The sequence below is a fragment of the Bacillus haynesii genome (assembly GCF_014042035.1).
Classification (GTDB): Bacteria; Bacillota; Bacilli; order Bacillales; family Bacillaceae; genus Bacillus; species Bacillus haynesii.
Map to the genome: position 1 here is coordinate 1,181,649 of NZ_CP059494.1, position 19,143 is coordinate 1,200,791.

At 45.5% G+C, this 19,143-nt stretch carries 24 protein-coding genes; 9 read left to right on the forward strand and 15 right to left on the reverse strand.

The features are described 5' to 3' along the window. Nucleotides 1-203: 203 nt before the first annotated feature. From H2R00_RS05800 to H2R00_RS05815, 4 genes are all read right to left on the reverse strand, one after another. Complete coding sequence (locus tag H2R00_RS05800; protein ID WP_003182049.1) at nucleotides 204-416, reverse strand: hypothetical protein; 213 nt, start codon at nucleotides 414-416, stop codon at nucleotides 204-206. 319 nt (nucleotides 417-735) lie between these two features. Next, nucleotides 736-957 (reverse strand): RNA chaperone Hfq, encoded by a 222-nt coding sequence (hfq, locus tag H2R00_RS05805; RefSeq protein ID WP_003182047.1) that lies wholly within the window; start codon nucleotides 955-957, stop codon nucleotides 736-738. A gap of 41 nt (nucleotides 958-998) precedes the next feature. Beyond that, complete coding sequence (miaA, locus tag H2R00_RS05810; RefSeq protein ID WP_182070653.1) at nucleotides 999-1,943, reverse strand: tRNA (adenosine(37)-N6)-dimethylallyltransferase MiaA; 945 nt, start codon at nucleotides 1,941-1,943, stop codon at nucleotides 999-1,001. Nucleotides 1,944-2,044: 101 nt separating this feature from the next. Further along, the gene (locus H2R00_RS05815) at nucleotides 2,045-2,446 is read right to left on the reverse strand and encodes a YmaF family protein (RefSeq protein ID WP_154998759.1); all 402 of its coding nucleotides are present in this window, start codon (nucleotides 2,444-2,446) and stop codon (nucleotides 2,045-2,047) included. 124 nt (nucleotides 2,447-2,570) lie between these two features. Here H2R00_RS05815 and H2R00_RS05820 point away from each other — a divergent pair, with 124 nt between their 5' ends. The 3 genes from H2R00_RS05820 to erbB all read left to right on the forward strand — a co-directional run bounded on the left by H2R00_RS05820 (nucleotide 2,571) and on the right by erbB (nucleotide 3,903). After that, nucleotides 2,571-2,783 (forward strand): inner spore coat protein YmaG, encoded by a 213-nt coding sequence (locus tag H2R00_RS05820; RefSeq protein WP_154998757.1) that lies wholly within the window; start codon nucleotides 2,571-2,573, stop codon nucleotides 2,781-2,783. A gap of 429 nt (nucleotides 2,784-3,212) precedes the next feature. Further along, complete coding sequence (gene erbA / locus H2R00_RS05825) at nucleotides 3,213-3,530, forward strand: SMR family multidrug efflux transporter EbrA (protein WP_003182039.1); 318 nt, start codon at nucleotides 3,213-3,215, stop codon at nucleotides 3,528-3,530. Between the two features lie 13 nt (nucleotides 3,531-3,543). Beyond that, nucleotides 3,544-3,903, forward strand: a complete 360-nt coding sequence (gene erbB / locus H2R00_RS05830; protein ID WP_154998755.1) for an SMR family multidrug efflux transporter EbrB — start codon at nucleotides 3,544-3,546, stop codon at nucleotides 3,901-3,903. On the opposite strand, the gene H2R00_RS05835 is transcribed toward erbB, so the two are convergent. Next, nucleotides 3,900-4,355 (reverse strand): OsmC family protein, encoded by a 456-nt coding sequence (locus tag H2R00_RS05835; protein WP_076791302.1) that lies wholly within the window; start codon nucleotides 4,353-4,355, stop codon nucleotides 3,900-3,902. The genes erbB and H2R00_RS05835 overlap by 4 nt on opposite strands. 163 nt (nucleotides 4,356-4,518) lie before the next feature. On the opposite strand from H2R00_RS05835, the gene H2R00_RS05840 reads away from it, so the two are divergent. Continuing rightward, on the forward strand, nucleotides 4,519-4,827 hold the full coding sequence (locus H2R00_RS05840; protein ID WP_182070654.1) for a hypothetical protein: 309 nt from the start codon (nucleotides 4,519-4,521) through the stop codon (nucleotides 4,825-4,827). 54 nt (nucleotides 4,828-4,881) lie between these two features. On the opposite strand, the gene H2R00_RS05845 is transcribed toward H2R00_RS05840, so the two are convergent. The 3 genes from H2R00_RS05845 to H2R00_RS05855 all read right to left on the reverse strand — a co-directional run bounded on the left by H2R00_RS05845 (nucleotide 4,882) and on the right by H2R00_RS05855 (nucleotide 6,840). Further along, on the reverse strand, nucleotides 4,882-5,733 hold the full coding sequence (locus H2R00_RS05845; RefSeq protein ID WP_154998751.1) for an NmrA family NAD(P)-binding protein: 852 nt from the start codon (nucleotides 5,731-5,733) through the stop codon (nucleotides 4,882-4,884). A gap of 17 nt (nucleotides 5,734-5,750) precedes the next feature. After that, nucleotides 5,751-6,167, reverse strand: a complete 417-nt coding sequence (locus H2R00_RS05850) for a nuclear transport factor 2 family protein (RefSeq protein WP_182071028.1) — start codon at nucleotides 6,165-6,167, stop codon at nucleotides 5,751-5,753. A gap of 88 nt (nucleotides 6,168-6,255) precedes the next feature. Further along, a complete protein-coding gene (locus H2R00_RS05855; RefSeq protein WP_182070655.1) occupies nucleotides 6,256-6,840 on the reverse strand; it encodes a TetR/AcrR family transcriptional regulator in 585 nt (194 codons plus the stop codon). 182 nt (nucleotides 6,841-7,022) lie between these two features. Here H2R00_RS05855 and H2R00_RS05860 point away from each other — a divergent pair, with 182 nt between their 5' ends. The 3 genes from H2R00_RS05860 (at nucleotide 7,023) to H2R00_RS05870 (ending at nucleotide 8,885) form a co-directional block, all read left to right on the forward strand. Continuing rightward, a complete protein-coding gene (locus H2R00_RS05860; protein ID WP_182070656.1) occupies nucleotides 7,023-8,282 on the forward strand; it encodes a glycoside hydrolase family 18 protein in 1,260 nt (419 codons plus the stop codon). 106 nt (nucleotides 8,283-8,388) lie between these two features. Continuing rightward, nucleotides 8,389-8,589 carry a hypothetical protein gene (locus tag H2R00_RS05865; RefSeq protein ID WP_154997924.1) on the forward strand — a complete coding sequence of 67 codons (201 nt, stop codon included), beginning with the start codon at nucleotides 8,389-8,391 and terminating at the stop codon, nucleotides 8,587-8,589. Next, entirely contained in the window at nucleotides 8,586-8,885 is a 300-nt protein-coding gene (locus tag H2R00_RS05870) for a spore coat protein (protein ID WP_154997922.1), read from the forward strand. The genes H2R00_RS05865 and H2R00_RS05870 overlap by 4 nt, the downstream gene beginning before the upstream one ends. A gap of 47 nt (nucleotides 8,886-8,932) precedes the next feature. On the opposite strand, the gene H2R00_RS05875 is transcribed toward H2R00_RS05870, so the two are convergent. Both H2R00_RS05875 and yjiC read right to left on the reverse strand, forming a co-directional pair. After that, nucleotides 8,933-10,510, reverse strand: a complete 1,578-nt coding sequence (locus H2R00_RS05875) for an APC family permease (protein ID WP_154997920.1) — start codon at nucleotides 10,508-10,510, stop codon at nucleotides 8,933-8,935. Between the two features lie 126 nt (nucleotides 10,511-10,636). Further along, nucleotides 10,637-11,827: a UDP-glycosyltransferase YjiC gene (gene yjiC, locus H2R00_RS05880; protein WP_182070657.1), complete on the reverse strand. Its 1,191-nt coding sequence runs from the start codon at nucleotides 11,825-11,827 to the stop codon at nucleotides 10,637-10,639. Nucleotides 11,828-12,282: 455 nt separating this feature from the next. On the opposite strand from yjiC, the gene H2R00_RS05885 reads away from it, so the two are divergent. Beyond that, a complete protein-coding gene (locus tag H2R00_RS05885) occupies nucleotides 12,283-13,299 on the forward strand; it encodes a serine hydrolase domain-containing protein (RefSeq protein WP_154997917.1) in 1,017 nt (338 codons plus the stop codon). Between the two features lie 33 nt (nucleotides 13,300-13,332). Beyond that, nucleotides 13,333-13,983, forward strand: a complete 651-nt coding sequence (locus H2R00_RS05890; RefSeq protein WP_182070658.1) for a TVP38/TMEM64 family protein — start codon at nucleotides 13,333-13,335, stop codon at nucleotides 13,981-13,983. A 48-nt stretch (nucleotides 13,984-14,031) separates the two neighbouring features. On the opposite strand, the gene H2R00_RS05895 is transcribed toward H2R00_RS05890, so the two are convergent. From H2R00_RS05895 to H2R00_RS05915, 5 genes are all read right to left on the reverse strand, one after another. Then, nucleotides 14,032-14,343 carry a YbjQ family protein gene (locus H2R00_RS05895; protein WP_043928748.1) on the reverse strand — a complete coding sequence of 104 codons (312 nt, stop codon included), beginning with the start codon at nucleotides 14,341-14,343 and terminating at the stop codon, nucleotides 14,032-14,034. 89 nt (nucleotides 14,344-14,432) lie between these two features. After that, nucleotides 14,433-14,576: a DUF418 domain-containing protein gene (locus H2R00_RS05900; RefSeq protein WP_154997934.1), complete on the reverse strand. Its 144-nt coding sequence runs from the start codon at nucleotides 14,574-14,576 to the stop codon at nucleotides 14,433-14,435. A 340-nt stretch (nucleotides 14,577-14,916) separates the two neighbouring features. Then, nucleotides 14,917-15,699 (reverse strand): alpha/beta fold hydrolase, encoded by a 783-nt coding sequence (locus H2R00_RS05905; RefSeq protein WP_411810441.1) that lies wholly within the window; start codon nucleotides 15,697-15,699, stop codon nucleotides 14,917-14,919. 196 nt (nucleotides 15,700-15,895) lie between these two features. Further along, complete coding sequence (locus H2R00_RS05910) at nucleotides 15,896-17,266, reverse strand: MFS transporter (protein ID WP_244958290.1); 1,371 nt, start codon at nucleotides 17,264-17,266, stop codon at nucleotides 15,896-15,898. Between the two features lie 315 nt (nucleotides 17,267-17,581). Continuing rightward, entirely contained in the window at nucleotides 17,582-19,051 is a 1,470-nt protein-coding gene (locus H2R00_RS05915) for a potassium/proton antiporter (RefSeq protein WP_154997914.1), read from the reverse strand. Nucleotides 19,052-19,143 lie beyond the last annotated feature (92 nt).

Below are 19,143 nucleotides of genomic sequence, written 5' to 3' on the forward strand. Positions count from 1 at the left end.
CTTACACAATATATAGTATACTATCATTCAAGAAAACACAATATATTGTGCTCGAGTTGATGAAAGTTTACAATTCGCTTCAGCTTAGGAGGCCTAAGGCCAAAGAAATATGAGTAGAATGAGAGCCGTTCGCTCATCCTACTCACAAACCGAAATCTATCATAACACGAAAAAAATTGAGTTAGTAGACTAGACTTTTTCGCTTATTTTTTGTAAGCGTCACAGCACTTGTTCTCGCATACCTCTTTAATATCGGCTTCGATGCCGAGTTCCTTGAGAACCGACTGGACAGCCGTCATGATCGACGCTTCCCTGACAAGTTCTTTTCCGTTTACGAGAATACTTGTGCCGTATTCATAGCAGGAATCATCTTCACACGTCTCTTCCCAATGGTTGATGACGATCTTAGGTTTCATTGTTCGCTCATTCCTTTTCATTTTCAAACTGAATTGATGTAAACACTACTTAGTTTAGCGATTAGATGCCGCTTTGTAAATTTGAATGCCTCGGGCTTGCACAGGACGTGATGACGGCGGCGTTTTAGACAGGATGTCTGAGCAGTTAGCCGCCGTTCCTTTTATTCCTTAACTCCCTGCTCTCTAGGACCGGCAACGGCCGCAGATGATTGTAACGTCACCATGAAAAGACAAAATCCCAAAACAGTAACCTGTTTCAGGATTTTGTCAGGCAATCTGAAAAAACCATGCAAGGCATGGTCTTTTAGTCCGCGAATCGCTATTCGAGTTCGAGCTGAACGTTTTTTTGCGGTGCAAACGTGGAAATGGCGTGTTTGTATATAAGCTGCTGCTTTCCTTCCGATTCAATCAACACTGTAAAGTTGTCAAATCCTTTTACCTGTCCGCGCAGCTGAAATCCATTCAGTAAAAAGACCGTGACAAATGTATTTTCTTTCCGAATCTGATTCAAAAACTGATCTTGAATATTTATCGATTTCATGATTCTGGTCCTCCTTGTTTCTCTATATCATATTGTTTCGATTAAAGTTCGAGCTTTCCTGCTATGTAAGTGAAAATTTCCTGTTTTTTCTGCTCGATATTGACAGGGGGCGTCATGTCAAACCAGGCGACATCCATTTGATTTCTGAACCATGTCAGCTGCCTTTTGGCATAGCGTCTCGAATTCCGCTTCAGCGTCTCAACCGCCTCTTCCAAAGACGCTCTGCCTTCAAAATGCGCATAAAGCTCTTTGTAACCGATGGCTTGAACAGACTGGCAGTTTCTTACGTTTTCATCATAAAGCTGTTTCACTTCATCCAGCAGCCCTTCATCCATCATCTGGTCAACGCGGCAGTTGATCCTGTCATACAGCACTTCCCGCTCCATCGTCAAACCGATGAGAGCCGTGGTGTATAAAAGCTCTTTCCGCTGTCCTTCCATATGTTCGGACATCGTTTTTCCTGTCGTATGCAGGATTTCAAGCGCCCTGATGACCCTTCGTTTATTGTTTGGATGAATGGCTCTTGCCGCTTCGGGATCGCGCTCTTTCAAAAGACCGTGAACATATTCGGCCCCCCTCTTGGCAGAGAGCGCCTCCATCTCCGCCCGAAACTCAGGGTCGCCTGCTTCCTCTGTGAATGAATAGTCGTAAAGGACAGACTGGATATAGAGCCCGGTTCCCCCGACAATCATCGGAAGCTTCCCCCGCCTGGCGATCTCTGCGATTTTTTGTCTGACGATCTCCTGATATTCAGCAACCGAGAAAGATTCCGTCGGTTCTTTAATATCGATCAGGTGATGCGGAACCCCGTTCATTTCCTCTTCTCTGATTTTTGCTGTGCCGATATCCATTCTTTTGTAAATCTGCATCGAATCTCCGCTGATAATTTCCGCGTTCAAATGCTCGGCCAGCATGACGCTTAATTTTGTTTTACCGACAGCGGTCGGTCCGATCAAAACGATGACTGGCGGTTTCGTTTTATTCACTGCTGATCACTCTCTTTAAACAAGCTCCTCCCATTATACCATTTCACGTTCAAAAACACCCATTTCATTTTACCCGTTTTCACTGTTTTCCAAACATTCCCTCACCAGCCTATCGGCTCATTTCCCACGATTTCTCTTGTGTAACCCTTAAAATGATGCCGATGCCTCTCCTTCATTCCATCGGTTAAATACACAACTCCTCCATATCTGATCGGGGGAGCCGTAGAATATGCCAGATAGGTCGTGCCCCCGATTTCATGGTAGTGCGTGCCGTCCGCTCGCGGAATCGCGGGCCCTGTAATCGCGTAATACCTATGGTAATGACCATCATCAAAAGAAGTAATTCCGGAATAAAAATGTACGTGCCCATCTGTATTGCTTCCGTTTGCCGGCTGGGAAAAACCTTCAATTAGGTGGTAATGGCCGTCGGCAATCGATGTTTTCGCCCTGTAGGCGTGGGCATGGGCCGGCGACTTTGACCAATCCGACTGATACAGCGTCATGTTTCGTTCACTCCTTTTTGAGGGCGGCTTCACTAAAAAATCCGGCGGGCGCCCAAGCAAAAACGGCTGGGCAGAATACAGTGATGTTAGTCAGGTTTCATTTTATTATTGGAGGGATTTTTTTATGAATCATTTCGACCATGCTCCTGTCTATTACGACGACAACCAGCGAATCATCGGCAGGCCTTTCTTTGGCGGACCTTTTGGGCGCCCGTTTTTCGGCCCGCGTCCGTTTTTCGGTCCGGGTCCCTTCTTTGGAGGATTTTTGGGCGGCCTTACTGCCGGAGCGCTTCTCGGCCCTTGGGGATATCCGTATCCTTACTATCCTTATTACTGACAGATAAAGGCTCTTCCAGGGGCCTTTTTACATAACTTTTTTCTTGACTTAGAACTTTTGCATCAATTAAGATGGATTTTACTAACCGGTTAGTAAAGCGGGTTTTTTTTATGTCTAAAAAAGAGGAAATCTTTGAAGCGGCCTCATGATGATTGCGGAATTTAAAGGCTTTAACACTTTAAAATCGTTTATAGGCTGCGTTTTATGATATTCGAATGAAACTAACTTTGTACAAGCACTCATGCTGGGGCAGCACTTCTTAAACCGCAGCATGAATTCTGCGATGAGGGTGCTGGCGAAGTGGAACCCCGGCCTTGGTATATGGTCAAACTCGTATGCGGGGTCATCTTGTTTTCGGGAATGTTTCAATTGGAACTGCTTGCTTATCCTTTTGAATCATGCAATAAAATCGATAGAGGAGGATTTCGTATGATTGCAGGCTACATTTTTCTTCTGATCGCCATCTTGTCAGAAGCAGCGGCAGCCGCCATGCTGAAAATATCTGACGGGTTCGCGCGCTGGCAGCCGTCGGTTCTCGTAGTGATCGGCTACGGTCTCGCATTTTACATGATGTCGCTCACATTGCAGGTCATCCCATTAAGCCTCTCCTATGCGACTTGGAGCGGAGCGGGCACCGTTCTCACTGCAATCATCGGCGTCTTGTGGTTTCAAGAAAAGCTGAACCGGCGAAATATCGCCGGCATTATCTGTCTCGTGTCAGGCGTTGTACTGATCAATTTGTCATAAGGAGGAGAATCTCATGAAAGGCATGTTCTTTTTGGCGGCTGCCATTTTGTCCGAAGTATTCGGAAGCACGATGCTGAAGCTGTCAGAAGGCTTTAGCGCCCCCCTGCCAGCAGCCGGCGTCATGATCGGTTTTGCGGCTTCTTTTACGTTTCTGAGCTTTTCATTAAAAACACTGCCTTTATCTGCGGCATATGCGACTTGGGCCGGCACCGGGACGGCTTTGACAGCTGCGATCGGGTATTTTATATTTCAGGAGCCATTCAATCTCAAAACCCTTATTGGGCTTGTATTGATCATCGGCGGCGTCTTTTTGCTCAATTCAAAGCATACTGAAGCGGCAGATCAAAAGGCTCAGCTCACGATCGAAATCTAATCCGCTTTGGAGACGACAATCTTCGCCTCTAATTCAATGGCGACGTTACCCTGAACCGCCCTTGATATCATGCAGGATGTCTCCGCTTTTTCAGCCAGTCTTTCGGCAAGTTCGACCTCTTTTTCCGCCGCTTCTTTCGGAAGGCGGATCAAAGGTCTGTGAATGATTTTTTCGTACGTAAACACCCCTCCTGTCACATCGACTACGGCCTCGGATTCCATCGTCAGGCTCTCTTTTTCCAATCCGCTTCTTTCCATCATGGCTGCAAGCGTAATGATATAGCATGTCGCAGCAGCACCGAGCAGCATTTCGTCAGGGTTTGTCCCCGCTCCCGGGCCGTCCATTTCCTTTGGTATCGAAATTTCGGTTTTTAAATTCCCGCTTTCAATCCTTCCGATATCGTTCCGTTTTCCAGGCCAGTCTGCCTGAAGGTAAAAATGATGTTTAGCCATAAAAAATACCTCCTTTTTTATCTGCTTTATAGTCTACCGGTATTTGACCTTTCTGTCTTTTGATTTGCCTAAAAAACCGGTAAACCATGACAGCTGTCTAACACACAGGGCATAAGCGGAACATAGAATACAACGAAAATCCGCGCAAGAAAGGACGAAAAAAATGGAGAATGTAGAACAACATTTACAGCAGGCGGCAGTGCCCGAACAGCATATGCATATCCCCCAGTATCAGCACGCCGAAGCCGCCGTGCACCACATCAAATGTCCGTTGTTTCCACACTTGAAACATAAGACGTTGTGCACAGTTGCTCCCTTTGTTCATTACGGTTTAAATGAAGCGCAAGCCACTTCCTATCACCATGCCATGGAAGAAGTAGCGGCAATGGCTTATTTAATGGGCATGGGTATGAACCCTCACTTGGCCTACTGTACAGTTGAGTCATGGGAAATCAACGAAACATTTTATTAATTGGACTGAACGGTCAAAAATAAAGATAAAAGACCGTTCAGCCTCAGGAACGAGTTAAAGCAGACGCCAGCGTCCGGCGTGTTCATTAGCAAAATCAGCCAGTGAACGCGGCTTTTTCCCTGTGATGCGTTCCACTGTATCCGTGATGCGGTTTTCTTTGCCATTCTTGATTTTCTCGTCTAACTCCGACATGAAGCCGGCATAATCGGGAGATAATCCTGCTTTTATATACCTTTCCCTCAAAGCGGACACTTCAACATTGACATGCCTGATGTCGCGGCCTGCCGCTCTGCCGATGATTGCCGCTGCTTCGGCATAACTCAAGGCTTCCGGCCCGGTCAAGATATGGCTCGTATTATGCGGCTTTTGATCAAGCAATGCGCGCACAGCTACTTCAGCAATATCGTCTGCATCTATGAACCCGACTTTGCCGCCGCCTGACGCTGTGACGATTTCATTTTTCTCCCGAATCGAAGCGCCATGCTGACCGTCAAAATTTTGCATGAAATATGAAGGCTTTAGCACCGCCCATTCAGGAACATATTGTCTGACCGCGTGATGAAGCTTCCCGAATACCGGTCCGTCTTCATCAATAATTGCGGCGCTGAGCAAGACAATGCGGCGGACGCCGAATGCCGCTGCCATTTCCAAAAACGGCACAACGATCGGCGACGGTTCGTATACACCGACAGGCGCAACCAAATACAATGAGTCCGTGTTTTTTAATGCGTCTCTGTAAGTTTTTTGATCATTCCAGTCAAAATATACATGTTCTGCTCCGGCAATTGCAGGTATTCTCCGGCTTGCGATCCGGACGCCGGCACCCGAACGTACGAGCCGTTTAGCGATTCGGCTTCCTGTCGTACCGGTTCCGCCGGTAATCAATATTTTTTTTTCCACTTTCATCACTCCTTGTTAGATCATTAAAAATTTTGCAGCCGTCCCCCGAACGATTCGATGACAATCAAAGGATTCCAATAATCTTTGTAGTGGACAATTTTGCCCTCTTTCATGTTTACAAGGCTGATGTACTGTTGATTATAAGGAAGCCCCGTCTCACACACCGTGCCTTCACATTCAAATTCGACAGCCGAATAGCCCGATTTTGCCGTTTGATGAATAGCGGGCGCTGTAAAGCGGACAATATCGATCTTTTCGGGAAAATCCTTTATATAATCGTAAATCGCGGACTTTCCTTCTATTTTTTTAGGAAAACCGGGCGGTGCATATGGATGCTCAAACACCGCATCTTGATCCCAAAGCTGTATCCACTTCTCCATATCCTTTTCGAGCATCGACTGTAAAAATTGTTCCATCACATCGGTTATCGTACGCGTCATTTTCTTTTCCACATCCTTTTTTTGACCAATCGGTCTAAAATAGTGATAAAAACGGGCAGCAGCCCATCTTCCCATGACGAACAATATATCAATCAAGAACAGACAGGCTGACATCGATCAAATCCTGAAGGGCGTCAAAGTCCCCCGTTAACTTCGCCTGAAACGTGAGCGACAGCCGGGTTTGATTTAAAAAACGGGCAACTGCTGAAAGGTCCTGGCTGCCCTTTTTTAGTTCTCCCTGTGACTCGGCCCGGACAAGCGCTTTATAAAAGGCGGTTTCCAGCTGCTTTGTCTGCTTATCAAAGTATTCGGCAACCTCTGGATCGCGGGGAATTTGTTCAATTGCGCTGTTGATGATATAGCATGCCTTTGAACGTTCGGGGTCTTTCAGAGCGTTTAAGCTTTCCTGAAAGATCTGCCGAACCGATTGCTTCACTGATCCGGGGCTTTCAAGCATGGCGATCACTTGAGCATTTTTATCATCAAGATATCTTGTAAGGGCGGCTATAAACAGATCCCGTTTCGTGCCGAATGTATTGTACAGACTTTGCCTGGCAATTCCCAGGCGGCTGAGCAGCTCCTGCATCGATGCCCCCTCATAGCCGAATTGGCCAAAAACCTCCATTGCTTTATGAAGGACGAGGGCGGTATCAAATTCTTTGCTTCTTCCCAAGCCCCTTTCACCTCCTTTATTTAAAGAATACACTTTCTAGACTGATCAGTCAAGAATTATCCGCTTCACGGATCGATTCACCATTCCGACTGAGAAAATCGGCGCATGATCCTTCTGTACCGGTCATAGATATAGCATAAAACCCCCTGTCACATACAGAGGAACAAAAGGAAGTGTGCCAGTTGTTTATTTATACGGTTCAGCCGGGAGATTCATTATTTGTCATCGGCGCCAGGTTCGGGATTTCAATTGACCAGATCCGATTGACAAATGGGTTGATCGAAACAAACATTGTCCCCGGACAGGCTCTTTTATTACCGCTTTATACATATACCGTTCAGCCGGGAGACAGTTATGACTCGATCGCCCGCCGGACGTTTGTCTCCGCCGAAGCATTACAAATAGCAAATCCGTCTGTAGCGCCTGCCAATATGAGGCCGGGGATGAAAATGACAATTCCAGAATTGCCGAAAAAGCCGATCACTGCTTTAGGATATTACACATTGAGAAATCCCCGGTTAGACCAGGAATTGATTCATAATTTTGCCCCATACGCCACGTATCTGGCATTTTTTGAATACCACATTTCAAGCGACGGATCGTTAAGCGAGCTGAATGATTCGCCGGCCGTACAAACGGCCTGGAGGCGGCGCGTTCCTCCCCTCATGACAGTCACCAATCTAACAGAATCAGGCTTCAGTCCGTCTCTTGCACACCGCGTTTTAAATCAGCCTGCCGTAAGAAATCGCCTCATCGATAATATTGTCCAGACGATTTCCAGAAAAGGATATGCAGGTGTCAATATTGATTTCGAACAGATTTTGGAGGAAGACAGAGATTTATTTTCAGGTTTTCTCCGCCTGTTGAAAGAGCGGCTGAAGCCGTCCGGTTATGTGCTGACGGTTGCCGTTCCGCCGAAAACAAATGAAAATATCGCCTGGCTGAAAGGGTATGACTATGGCGGAATCGGTGCAGTGAGCGACCTTATCTTTATCATGGCATACGACTGGCACCACGGAACAAGCGAGCCGGGCCCTGTTGCTCCGATCAATGAAGTCCGGCAAACGATTCAATTTGCCCTGCGCCATATCCCAAAAGAAAAAATCATTCTCGGCTTTCCGCTTTACGGCTATAACTGGACGCTGCCCTATCAGCCCGGTGCCGTGTACCCGGCAATCGCCAACCAAGACGCCGTTCAGCTCGCCATGAAGCACCAGGTACCGATTCAATATGATACAAGATCTGAGTCCCCTTTTCTCAAATACACCGATGAACAAGGCAGAAGGCACGTCGTATGGTTTGAAGACGCACGCAGCATCGGAAAAAAACTGCAGCTGATCATCGAATACGGACTTGGCGGCGGCGGAGTATGGCAGCTCACACTCAGTTTTCCGCAAGGAACATGGCTCTTGACCAAATTCTTTCGCGTCCGAAAAGTCTAATATGTAATTTATTGTAAAATAGAAAGCAGAATAATCCCGCTAACAAACCTTGATACTAATGATGTGTCCTTCGCACAATAACAAATTTGAAAGGGAATGTTTACAATTGAACAATGCGATTCACGAAACTTTAGAGCTTCATGAGCTGTTAATGTTTAAAAACCTTTGCCTGACTAAGTCATCAACAATGACGGGAATGGTGCAGGATCAAGAACTTCGCGACATCTTGGAACGGGATGCGTCTCAAACAAAGCATCAGATCGAACATTTGCAAGGTCTGCTGTCAATGAGAGGTGAAAACATATGAATGAATTCATCCAAAACATGACAGGAATGGGCGCGATGACTGAACAAGTGATTGCCACCGACTTTTTAATCTCGGCGAAAACCGGTGTCAAAAACATTGCCACAGCTATCACGGAAACATCTTCTCCAGAAGTGCGCGAAACGCTTAAGCAGTATTTAAACGACGCGATTGACACTCATGAACAGATCGCAAACTATATGATGTCAAAAGGTTATTACCATCCTGCCAATTTATCTGAACAAATTCAGGTTGATACCAAAGCTGCTGAAACGGCTAAAGATCTTCCGCAACTGTAATGAAAACGCATAAATACCCCGCAGTCCATACAGCGGGGTATTCTTATTTAAACGGTTTCTTCTTTTTTCTCATCATAGTCAATGACTGCCTTTGGCAGTGCCGTATATTTCGCCCAGTAAAATACCGCAATCGATCCTGCCGCGATCAAGATTAAATCGACCGGCGTTCTCAATAGGCCCAGGCCGTTACCGAATGAGCCCAGATACGACAAAATCAGGAGCATGACATAATACCCGACGATCCACCAGCTTGATTTAAGCTGTTGTGCAAACGGAACATCGTCTTGGGGAACGTATTTTTTACACGCGCAATAAACGGCAAACATCACAAGCTGTGATCCGAGCAGCCATGACACGGTGTTCCAGCCTGACCAATAGACAATATACGACGCAAATACGAAGGAGACAGGAGCAATGACAGCCATCCCCTTGATCTGCAGAGGCTTGTTGAGCTGCTTGGCATTTACATTCAGCGCTGCGGCTGAAACCGGAGCAATCGCATAGGAAAGAATCAGGGCAACAGAGCAAACATTGACGAGCGCGTCCCAAGACGGAAACGGAAGCGTCCAAAAAACGGCGAGCGCAAACGACAGCCACAAAGACGGACGCGGAATTCCCGTCGGTTTATTCACCTTGGCAAACACTTTGAACAACGTGCCGTTCCGCGCCCATGCATAAACCAAGCGCGACGTCGTATTCATAAAAATATTGCCGTTTCCGCCGGGTGATAAGATCGCATCCAGGACGACAAGAGTGGCAAGCCAGCCCATCCCGAGAAGCACCGCGATGTCTTTAAACGGAAGAGAAAATTCCTTGCCGATTGCTTTCCAGCCGTCATTCAGCATATCAGTCGGGATAGCTCCGATAAACACCACTTGCAGTATCGTATAAACGCAAGCCGAAACAATGATGCAAATCAGTAGAGCGACCGGGATGTTCCGCTGCGGATTTTTCACTTCGCCGGCGACGGAAACGATCGGATGAAGCCCGAGGTATGCGAACATCACCCCGCCTGTCGAAATGGATGCCTGAACCCCGCCAAAGCCAAACGGCGCAAATTCTCCCGCGAAGTTGGCCGATTTAAAATGGAATATCAACACGACGATGATCGTTAAAGGAACAACATACTTAAAAACCGAAATGATTAAATTTGATTTCGCAAACGCTTTGACACTCCAATAATTCAGTAAAAAGAACAAACAAAGCAGCGCAAACTGCAAAAGCCAGCCGATAATCGTCGGCGATTCAGTACCTTTTATCGTCAAACCGGGAAACCAATAAGCTACGTATTGCCTGACAGCCGTCACTTCGATTGAAATCAGACTTGTATAGGCAACGATCGTGATAAATGAAATCAAGTATCCAACAAGGTGTCCGTGGGTATACACCGGATAGCGGATAATCCCGCCCGTCCGCGGCAAAGCAGCTCCCAGCTCAGCATAAACGAGGCCGATTAAAAGGATAATGACGCCGCCGATAATCCACGAAAAGCTTCCTGCGGGCCCGGCTTTTGAAGCGACATTGCTGACGGCAAACAGCCAAGCCGATCCGAATATCGCACCCATGCCGATCAAAATCAGGTCAAGCAGAGAGATCGTTTTTTTGAAATTGCCCTGATTTGACAAATCACTTCCTCCTTTTTTACACATTTAATAGAAGGTAGTATGTTCAAAAAGCGCCTCTGTATACTTTTCCCGCTTCCTTTCGGCTGCAACAAAAAACCCGGGGATCTCCCGGGTTCCTTCAAATGATTATTTCACTCCTGCCGGTGCTAAAAATGCCTCAATTTCATCTGCGGCTTTCTCGGCCCCTCCTGCTTGTTTAATGTGCTTTTGCATGTCCTGTACGCGCTTCAGGACATCCGGGTCACCGTCCGTCTGAGAGACGGCTTCCCGCAATGAAGCAACTGTTGTATCCTCCGGCTGCAAATGTTTTCCAAGCCTAAGCTCCTCGACGCGGCGGGCAGTGATTTCCTGTTCAGTCATTTGCGGGACGGCAACAAGCGGTACACCGGCATTCAATCCTTCCATCGTACTGTTCATACCCCCATGGGTGATGAAAAGCTTCGCTTTCTTCAGGATCTCCAGTTGGGGAACCCGTTGATGAATTGAAAAGTTATCAGGTATGTCGTCAAAGCTTTCAGGATCGATTGTCGTGCCAACAGACATGATCACCTGCCACTTCGTGTCCCTGAATGCTTCTATGCACATATGATAAAATTCCGGCCAGGCATTGAACGCCGTCCCTAAAGATATCAGCATGACAGGACGGCCGCTGTCCGAAATCATCGGCGTGTCTTTTTCTTGAAACTTGCGTTTGGCTAAAGAAGGACCGACAAAAGAGAACCGTTCATCAAACGTTTCGCCGTAAGGCTGAAAAGCACGGGGCATAAAGACAATGTTCAATTTTGCTGGTTCGAACATCTCCTCAAAATCAAATGACGGAAGATTCGCATTTTTCAAAGCGGCTTCTTGCTCAGGCGTAAGCTCGATCTTAAACTCTTCAGACATTGATTTGAATGTAAAATGTTCGTTCTGTGCATATGTAGAACAAAGACGAACCGCCTCTATTCCAAACTTCTCAGCCAGCATCTTTCCTGCCATAGCCATAAAGTCAAAAAGGATGAGGTCAGGCTTGTCATTCTCATAAAGCGCTTCAAGCTGAGGAAGAACCTCCTCCATTTCTTTGATAAACATCAGCGGAGCCTGCGACATATCTTTTTTGTTTTTCATCAGCTCCCGAATTTGCTGCGGATCGATATTTAAAGTTGAGCGGTAGTTGAGCGGCTCTGCCCCAGTTTCCTCAACAGCTTTCACAAACTCATCCGTCACCGGATATGTTACCCGATAACCGCGTTTGACAAGGCTTGCCGTTAAAGCAAGCGTCGGATTAATATGCCCGTGAGCCGGAATATTAAAAATCGCGATATGTTTTTGTCCCATTTTTTTACCTCCCGTTATGTTTCGCTTCATGACAGCACCGATGATTTAAAATCTCTTTCACTATGTTAAACAACATATTATAGATAATAAAGGAAAAACCCTTCAAAATTAAATTAAAATTAAAAAATACTAATATAGTCCTTTTTCTTGCAAAAAAACACAGAACTTTAGCCCTTATTTTAAGGCCGCACTCGACTTTATTCCCCTTTTCGTTACTGCCGACTTATATTTCAATCGTTTTATAACAAAAAACATCCGTCAAAACAGCACTCGTTTTAACGGATGTCATGAAATTGCCTTATTTTAAATTTAGTTTAAATTATTCTGTAAATGATGGTAAATACAAAAAAATTTTTATAATGTTATTTTGGTCGCGCTTCCTGCTCCATTTCCTTTCAAAACTATCGTTTATTGTTTTCTTCTTATCATAATTAGATATGAAAGGACTGTTGTAATTGGTATATACAGCGGAACATCTTGATGATTATTTAATGGAACAAGCATCCAACAATCATTTTCACGGCAGCATTTTGCTGGCAGACTCAAACGGTATTCTGTTATCGAAAGGATACGGTTATGCTAATTGTAAGGACAAGGTGAAGAATGAACCGTCTACACGCTACCAAATTGCTTCGCTGACAAAGCAATTCACAGCCATAGCGGTCATGCAGCTGCAAGAAAAGGGGCTGCTTCGTACAGATGATCCCGTACAAAACTATTTAGAAGGCTATCCGAACGGAGACAGCATTACCATCAAACATTTATTAAGCCATACGTCCGGAATTCCTGATTTTCTAGAGGAAGAATTGCTCGATATTGAGCTGGAGCGCGCACCGTTAGACCAATTTATCGGCCGTTTTATCGACAAGCCGCTCGAATTTCGCCCGGGACAAAGGTTTAATTACAGCAATTCAGGATACATACTGCTTACAAAAATCATTGAAACAATCACAAATGAAGCTTATGGAGACGTCATTCAAGAATTGATCTTTGACCCTTTAGGCATGAAAAACTCCGGTTTCTTCTCCTCTCCGGAAGATATTTCGCCTACAGTCGGATATTTATGCCTGAATCGTGAAATGATCAAAGCGCCTATCGTATACGGCTACGGGGAAAGCGGGCTGTATTCAACCGTTGAAGACTTGTACTTATGGGACAGGGCGCTTTACACTGAGAAGCTTGTCAAAAAAGACGCTTTGAAAGAAGCCCTTTACAGCCGTGTCAAAAAGCCGGCTTTTGCAGCCGAAGGCCCTTCTCCGGCGCTCATTCAAAACAATTCAATCGGATACGGATGGTTTATTAATCATCAAAATAAGTATAAAATATGGCATGATGGAGAAATTCACGGTTTTATCAGCTCGATTAACCGGTACATGGACGAGAAAAAAGTGCTTATTATGCTCAGCAATTGCAATCTGTCAAAAACAGACGAGATTTTGGCAAACTTAGAACAAGCTTTATTGCAAATGTAGAAGCTAAAAACAAAGAAAGGCAGCGGGAGCGGCATGATCAGAAAACTATTCACAATCATCATCATGGCGAGTATCATCGCAATCGGATTCATCTGCAAAGATTCCTGGCTAGACGTCATCAGAGACGGAGGCGTTTTTTCGGTGTTATTCAGCATGCTGCTTGTGGCGGCGTGTGTATTTTTCCCGATTGTCCCGTTTGCGCTCATTGCCGGATTAAACGGCGCCTTGTTCGGAATCGCAAACGGCGTGCTGATCACGCTGACAGGGTCAATGCTCGGCACCATGCTCTTGTTCTTCCTCTCGCGTTACGGATTCAGAGACTTGGCTCGCAAACACTTAACGAAATACCCGAAAATGAGCGAATATGAAGCGTATTTTAACCAAAATGCTTTTACAGCCGTACTCCTGGGCAGATTGATCCCTGTTATCCCCGCCGTTGTCATGAATATTGTCTGCGGTTTAAGCAAAGTGAAATGGGCTGTCTTTTTTGCGGCTTCAACGCTTGGAAAGGTCCCTAACGTTCTCGTCGTCTCTATCGCAGGTGCCAATTTCAGCGAAAACAAGCTGATCTCCATCGGTGTCTACGGCTTATACATGGCGATCATAGCGCTTGTCATATACAGAAAGTATCCCCATCTGACTCAAAAACATAAAGAGACGAAACAGACAGGGAAACCTTCTTGACCCGCTGAGGCGGCAACGATAACCGCCGCCTTCGTTTTCGATTGAAAGTCAGCCGATTACAACAGCCGTACCATACCCGATTAGTTCAGAGGTTCCCTGGCCTGCAGATAGTTCGAACTTTACACCGACGATCGCGTTTGCTCCGAGCTCTTCAGCTTGATTCACGAGCCGTTCCCTCACAGCTTTTTTCGAATCCTCAAGCATTTGGGTGTAATTTTTTAATTCTCCGCCAATGACTGACTTCAATCCTGACAGAATATCTTTTCCGATATTCCGCGACTGAACGATACTGCTGGTGACAAGCCCTTTGACTTCGACAATGTTTTGATTTGCGATTGTATCTGTTGTGACGATGATCATTAATATCCTCCCTTTTCCTAAACTTACTAGCTACCATAACACATCTGCCGGAAGCGTGCAGTTATTTATCCATCATATCGGCTGGATTTTTAAAATGTTAAGTTTTTTATGTAAAGTTTCACCATGCTGCACAGCCGCGCCGTTTCGATCACGAGTTTAGGAAGAGGCTGCCGCTTGCTGTAAGTCAAACTGCGCCATATCCATTCAGCAGGCCCAAATTGAAATATCCTCAGCCAAGGACGACTTCCCTATGGGCTAAAAGTATGCCAAGCCAAGCAAAGCAGACCCGCGGATGATATCAAGTTTACCAACTCTCTCCCCCCGGGAAATCGGAGTCAACGGTAATCGATAATTCATCCCGTACCTGTCCCCCTCTATCTGCATAGATTCTTATACATAAGTTTCCCTTGTGCTCCGAAAGCCGGCCAGGGAGGATTTCTCATTCATCTTATTTGCAAGTCTTGTACGACATTCATCAGTTCTGTTCGGAAAGATCGTTCTGCTCTTGATTAAAAAATTGCACTACATCATTTGCAGGTGGGCTGCGATCTAAAAATTTTATTCATCTTATGATCAAGATGATGTGGTTTTTAAAAAGCTGATGACCTTCTGCGAGACAGATTTACCCTCTGTTCCCAGCCAAATGAGATGACCCCAGCTGTCTGCCTGATAGACTTCTGAAAAAGGGATCAGTTTTTTTGCATGATAAGCATGCTCGGCTGGAACAAGACGATCATATCGGCAATGCATAATTAATACCTGACAAGAAATCTCCTTCAAATGATGGAAAGATAAATCGTCTATATTTTTTAAATCAAGCAAGAACCCTCGACTTGAACGCTGTCTGTTGTTCATTTTTCTCATTTCTTCAATATCTCCCTCCGTGACTTTCAGCATCGCCTGATCAGCAGGAAGTGTAGTAAAGGAGGATAGCATTTTCTTAAAGATCCATTCCGGAAATCGATTGTTAAGCGCCGATATCAGCTTCCATACGGCCTTTTCAACAGGCGGCCGAAAGATGATCTGACCAACTTTATATTCAATATCCTTCGCTGTCAGCCACTGCTTTGTGACAGCGCTTTGCAAAATTAAGGATTCTACTCTTTCCGAGTATTTGGATGCAAAACATATTCCGCTTGGCCCGCCGGCTGACACCGCAACCACATGAACTTTCTCGATATTTAAATGATCAAGCAGTTTCATATAGTAATAGCAGGCAAGTTCCAAACTGTCCCCGATTTCTTTCGATGTCCGGCCATACCCTGCACGGGAAGGCGTGATGATAGAGAATCGGCTCTCATAAAGATCTTGATACCCAAATTCCTCGCGGCCATTCGAATGACCTCCGTGCATCACAAGAATCGCCTTCCTTTCACCTACTCGCGAATATTCAATTGTCAGTCCGTCAATTTCAAAGTGCCGAAGCTTCTTTTCATCATTTTCATCCCCTCAGGAAGCTTTACATCAAATACGGTTTTCTTTTCATTATGTTTCAGAAAATCCAGTCAACATAAAAAACGGCTGGGCTTTCCCGCCCAACCATTCGAATATGTTAAGATTTTTTGCGTTTGCAAGTCAATAAATATAGCAATCCGCCAGCCAATACAAAGACTGTGAATATGGCAAACGAGCGGCTGAATACAGCACTCCAAGCATCGTTCATTGCCGGAAGCGCAGAATAGCCAAACCCGTGCACTGCCATCAAGCCTCCTGCAAATGCGACGCCTATTCCTTCAGATAAAAAACAGGCAAAGTTCAGCATCCCCATTCCAGCGCCTGCTGCCTCTTCTTCCAAGCTTTCTGCGGTACTGTTGGAAATCGCCGTTTTTACAAATGAAAGACCGCCAAATATAAACACGAGCATAATCGTCATCAACCATGGTGTCCGGTCACCGAGCTGTGAGGCGGCTGCCATGGTTGCCAAGATCAATAACCATCCAAGAGTAAAAACAAACCGGCTGCCGAAGCGATCTGTAAGGGCTCCCCCCGCAACGCCGAAAAAGATAATGCCTACAGTGCCCGGAAGTATAATGCCGCTCCCGATAATATCGGCATTTAAGCTAAACAAGACTCTCATCATATATGGAACGACAGAGACGATTCCCGCAATGCTTCCCAATACGATACATCCTGCCAAAACGACGCCTATATATCTGCGATTCTTCATTAAAGACCGGTCAATAAAAGGATGTTCTGCATATCGGGTATGAACTGCAGCTCCAAACAAGCAAAAAATGCCCGCTGCTAAATAAAAGACATGATACAGCGATATATATGCTGCGAACATCACAATGCCGAATGTCAGCAGTCCGATCCCAATGATATCCAGGCTCGCTTTTGCAGCGGCTTCATCAGGCATATTTCTGAGGAAGAAAGGAACCGACATCAGCGCTGCCATCGGCAGAAGGAAAAGAAACGACCAATGAATATGATGTACAATCATTCCGCCAATGGCCGGACCTATTCCCTCACCCATTGCCACTAGTGATCCGACAATGCCGAACGCTTTGCCCCGACCCTCCGGACGGACATAGCGCGTGATGATGACCAGGATAAGCGCGGGTACAGCGGATGCCCCGGCTCCTTGAACAAAGCGCGCAAGAATTACGGCTGGAAAACAAGCTTGAACCAACAGACCGATTAATGAGCCTCCGCCATAGATGATTAGTCCGGTCACAAACAGCTTTCTGACGCCGTACATATCAGAAAGCCTGCTGTAAACAACTGAGCCGGCAGCAAAGGAAATGATGAAACTCGTATTTACCCAATTTGTCGCGGCAGGCGACAAGCCAAATTGATTTTTTATATCCGGCAATGCAACATTAAATACGGTTTCGTTCATCACACTGAAGAAAGCGACAAAGCTAAGCCACCAAAATGCCTTCTTTTGATGCTGAAAGGACTGTGTTTTACTGTTTTTCAATTGAATGATACCCCCAAAATTATAGGGGAATCACGCAGTTTATAGGGTTAATGATGCGCTTTCCCCTCAAATGTTAACCCATTTATTTTTTTGCACTTCATCATTCATGCGCCTCCTCATATTTGATTTTTAAATTATAAATGGATATGAACAATTGATCAACAAAGTTACCAATGTATGGAACTCACCTTTCGTATGACTGAACTTCCACATTGCAAAAAAAGGCCAATGAAGAATACCGGTGCAGTACCCTTCATTGACCTTTATTCGTGACATACTGAGCAAGCCTGCCTTGTACTGTGCTTTTCCGACAGCTTAGTCAAACTCCCTGTTTAAATATTTTTTCAGTTCCTTCTTTTGTTTTTTCGATACGAGGATATACAAAATATCGCCTGATTTAATTTTCGTTTCACCGTGCGGCGTGACCAAATCCCCGTTTCGGATGATCGCATTGATCAGGGCATCTTTCGGAAAACTGATGTCTTTCAGCGCCTGCCCGGTAATGGCTGTTTGGTCATCGACTTCAAATTCGATAATTTCGGCGTTCGCCTTGCCGATGGAAACAAGCTCCAGCGAATGCGGCGCTTCGACTTTCTGCGGTCCGTTCAATTTCAATTTTTCTGCGACGACCGATATGGTTGACCCTTGGATCAAAGCCGATGTCAAAACGACGAAGAATACGACATTAAAGACCAATTGGCTGTTTTCAAGCCCCATCGTCATAGGAAATGTTGCGAGAACGATCGGAACTGCCCCTTTTAATCCGGCCCATGACAAGAAGATTTTTTCACTAAAATGAAAGCCCATTTTGATGGTCGACAGAAAAACGGCAACCGGCCGAGCGATAAAAATTAAAATCAGGGAAAGCAGGAAGCCTTTGAAAATGATGTCGAAGGATAAAAATTGGGCAGGAAAAACCAATAATCCGAGAATGATAAACATCAAAATCTGCATCATCCAGGCAAAGCCCTCATTAAATCTGAAAATAGAATGGCGGTATGTCAAATCTTGATTTCCGATGACAAGCGCGGCAATGTAAACGGCAAGCAAGCCGCTCGCTCCAATGACATCTGTAAGACTGTAGGTAAGAAGCGCAAAAGCAAGAGCAAAGATCGGATAAAGTCCGCTCGAATCCAAGTTGATTTTATTGATAGCAAAGCTGGCGAACCGTCCGAGTAAATATCCGAGCAAAAGCCCGATTCCCATCTGCCAGAAAAATGAAATAACAAGCATGACATAAGATGAATGGTCAGCTGTCAGCAGCTGGATGAGCGACAAAGTCAAAAACATCGCCATCGGATCATTTGTACCCGACTCTGCTTCTAGTGTGGAGCTCAATCTGTCTCTAATATTCTGACCTTTCAAAACGGCGAAAATCGCGGCCGCATCTGTAGAACCGACAATCGCTCCGAATAAAAAGCCTTCCATCCAAGAAACATTAAAAATCAGTTTGGCCGCAACCGCAACCACACAGGTGGTCAGCAAAACGCCAATCGTTGCGAGCGACAATGAGGGAACGGCGACCGCTTTGATTGAAGACCACTTTGTTTGCAGACCGCCTTCAAAAAGAATGACGACGAGTGCGATAACTCCGATCAGCTGGGCTAGCTCGGGATTATTAAAATAAATAATTCCGAGACCGTCGCTCCCCATGATCATCCCGACAACTAAGAACAATACGAGGGCGGGCACTCCGAGCCTAGTCGAAAATTTTGTTGTCAGTACACCGATAATCAGCAATAAGGCTGCTAATAAAATAAACTGCTCCATATTAATGTGTTCCAACCATTTATCCTCCTCCCAATCTTAACCGATACTGGTGCTGTTCCCCGTCCTTTTACCCGGACTGGCACCTTCATAAAACATATGTAACAATT

Coding starts and splice junctions, on each gene's coding strand:
- H2R00_RS05845 (WP_154998751.1), bottom strand. CDS start 5,733: ATGAAAGTGGAAAAAAAAATATTGATTACCGGCGGAACCGGTACGACA.
- H2R00_RS05840 (WP_182070654.1), top strand. CDS start 4,519: ATGGAGAATGTAGAACAACATTTACAGCAGGCGGCAGTGCCCGAACAG.
- H2R00_RS05850 (WP_182071028.1), bottom strand. CDS start 6,167: ATGACGCGTACGATAACCGATGTGATGGAACAATTTTTACAGTCGATG.
- H2R00_RS05815 (WP_154998759.1), bottom strand. CDS start 2,446: ATGACGCTGTATCAGTCGGATTGGTCAAAGTCGCCGGCCCATGCCCAC.
- H2R00_RS05890 (WP_182070658.1), top strand. CDS start 13,333: ATGATCAGAAAACTATTCACAATCATCATCATGGCGAGTATCATCGCA.
- erbB (WP_154998755.1), top strand. CDS start 3,544: ATGAAAGGCATGTTCTTTTTGGCGGCTGCCATTTTGTCCGAAGTATTC.
- hfq (WP_003182047.1), bottom strand. CDS start 957: ATGAAATCGATAAATATTCAAGATCAGTTTTTGAATCAGATTCGGAAA.
- H2R00_RS05895 (WP_043928748.1), bottom strand. CDS start 14,343: ATGATCATCGTCACAACAGATACAATCGCAAATCAAAACATTGTCGAA.
- H2R00_RS05800 (WP_003182049.1), bottom strand. CDS start 416: ATGAAACCTAAGATCGTCATCAACCATTGGGAAGAGACGTGTGAAGAT.
- yjiC (WP_182070657.1), bottom strand. CDS start 11,827: ATGGGACAAAAACATATCGCGATTTTTAATATTCCGGCTCACGGGCAT.
- erbA (WP_003182039.1), top strand. CDS start 3,213: ATGATTGCAGGCTACATTTTTCTTCTGATCGCCATCTTGTCAGAAGCA.
- H2R00_RS05820 (WP_154998757.1), top strand. CDS start 2,571: ATGAATCATTTCGACCATGCTCCTGTCTATTACGACGACAACCAGCGA.
- H2R00_RS05835 (WP_076791302.1), bottom strand. CDS start 4,355: ATGGCTAAACATCATTTTTACCTTCAGGCAGACTGGCCTGGAAAACGG.
- H2R00_RS05870 (WP_154997922.1), top strand. CDS start 8,586: ATGAATGAATTCATCCAAAACATGACAGGAATGGGCGCGATGACTGAA.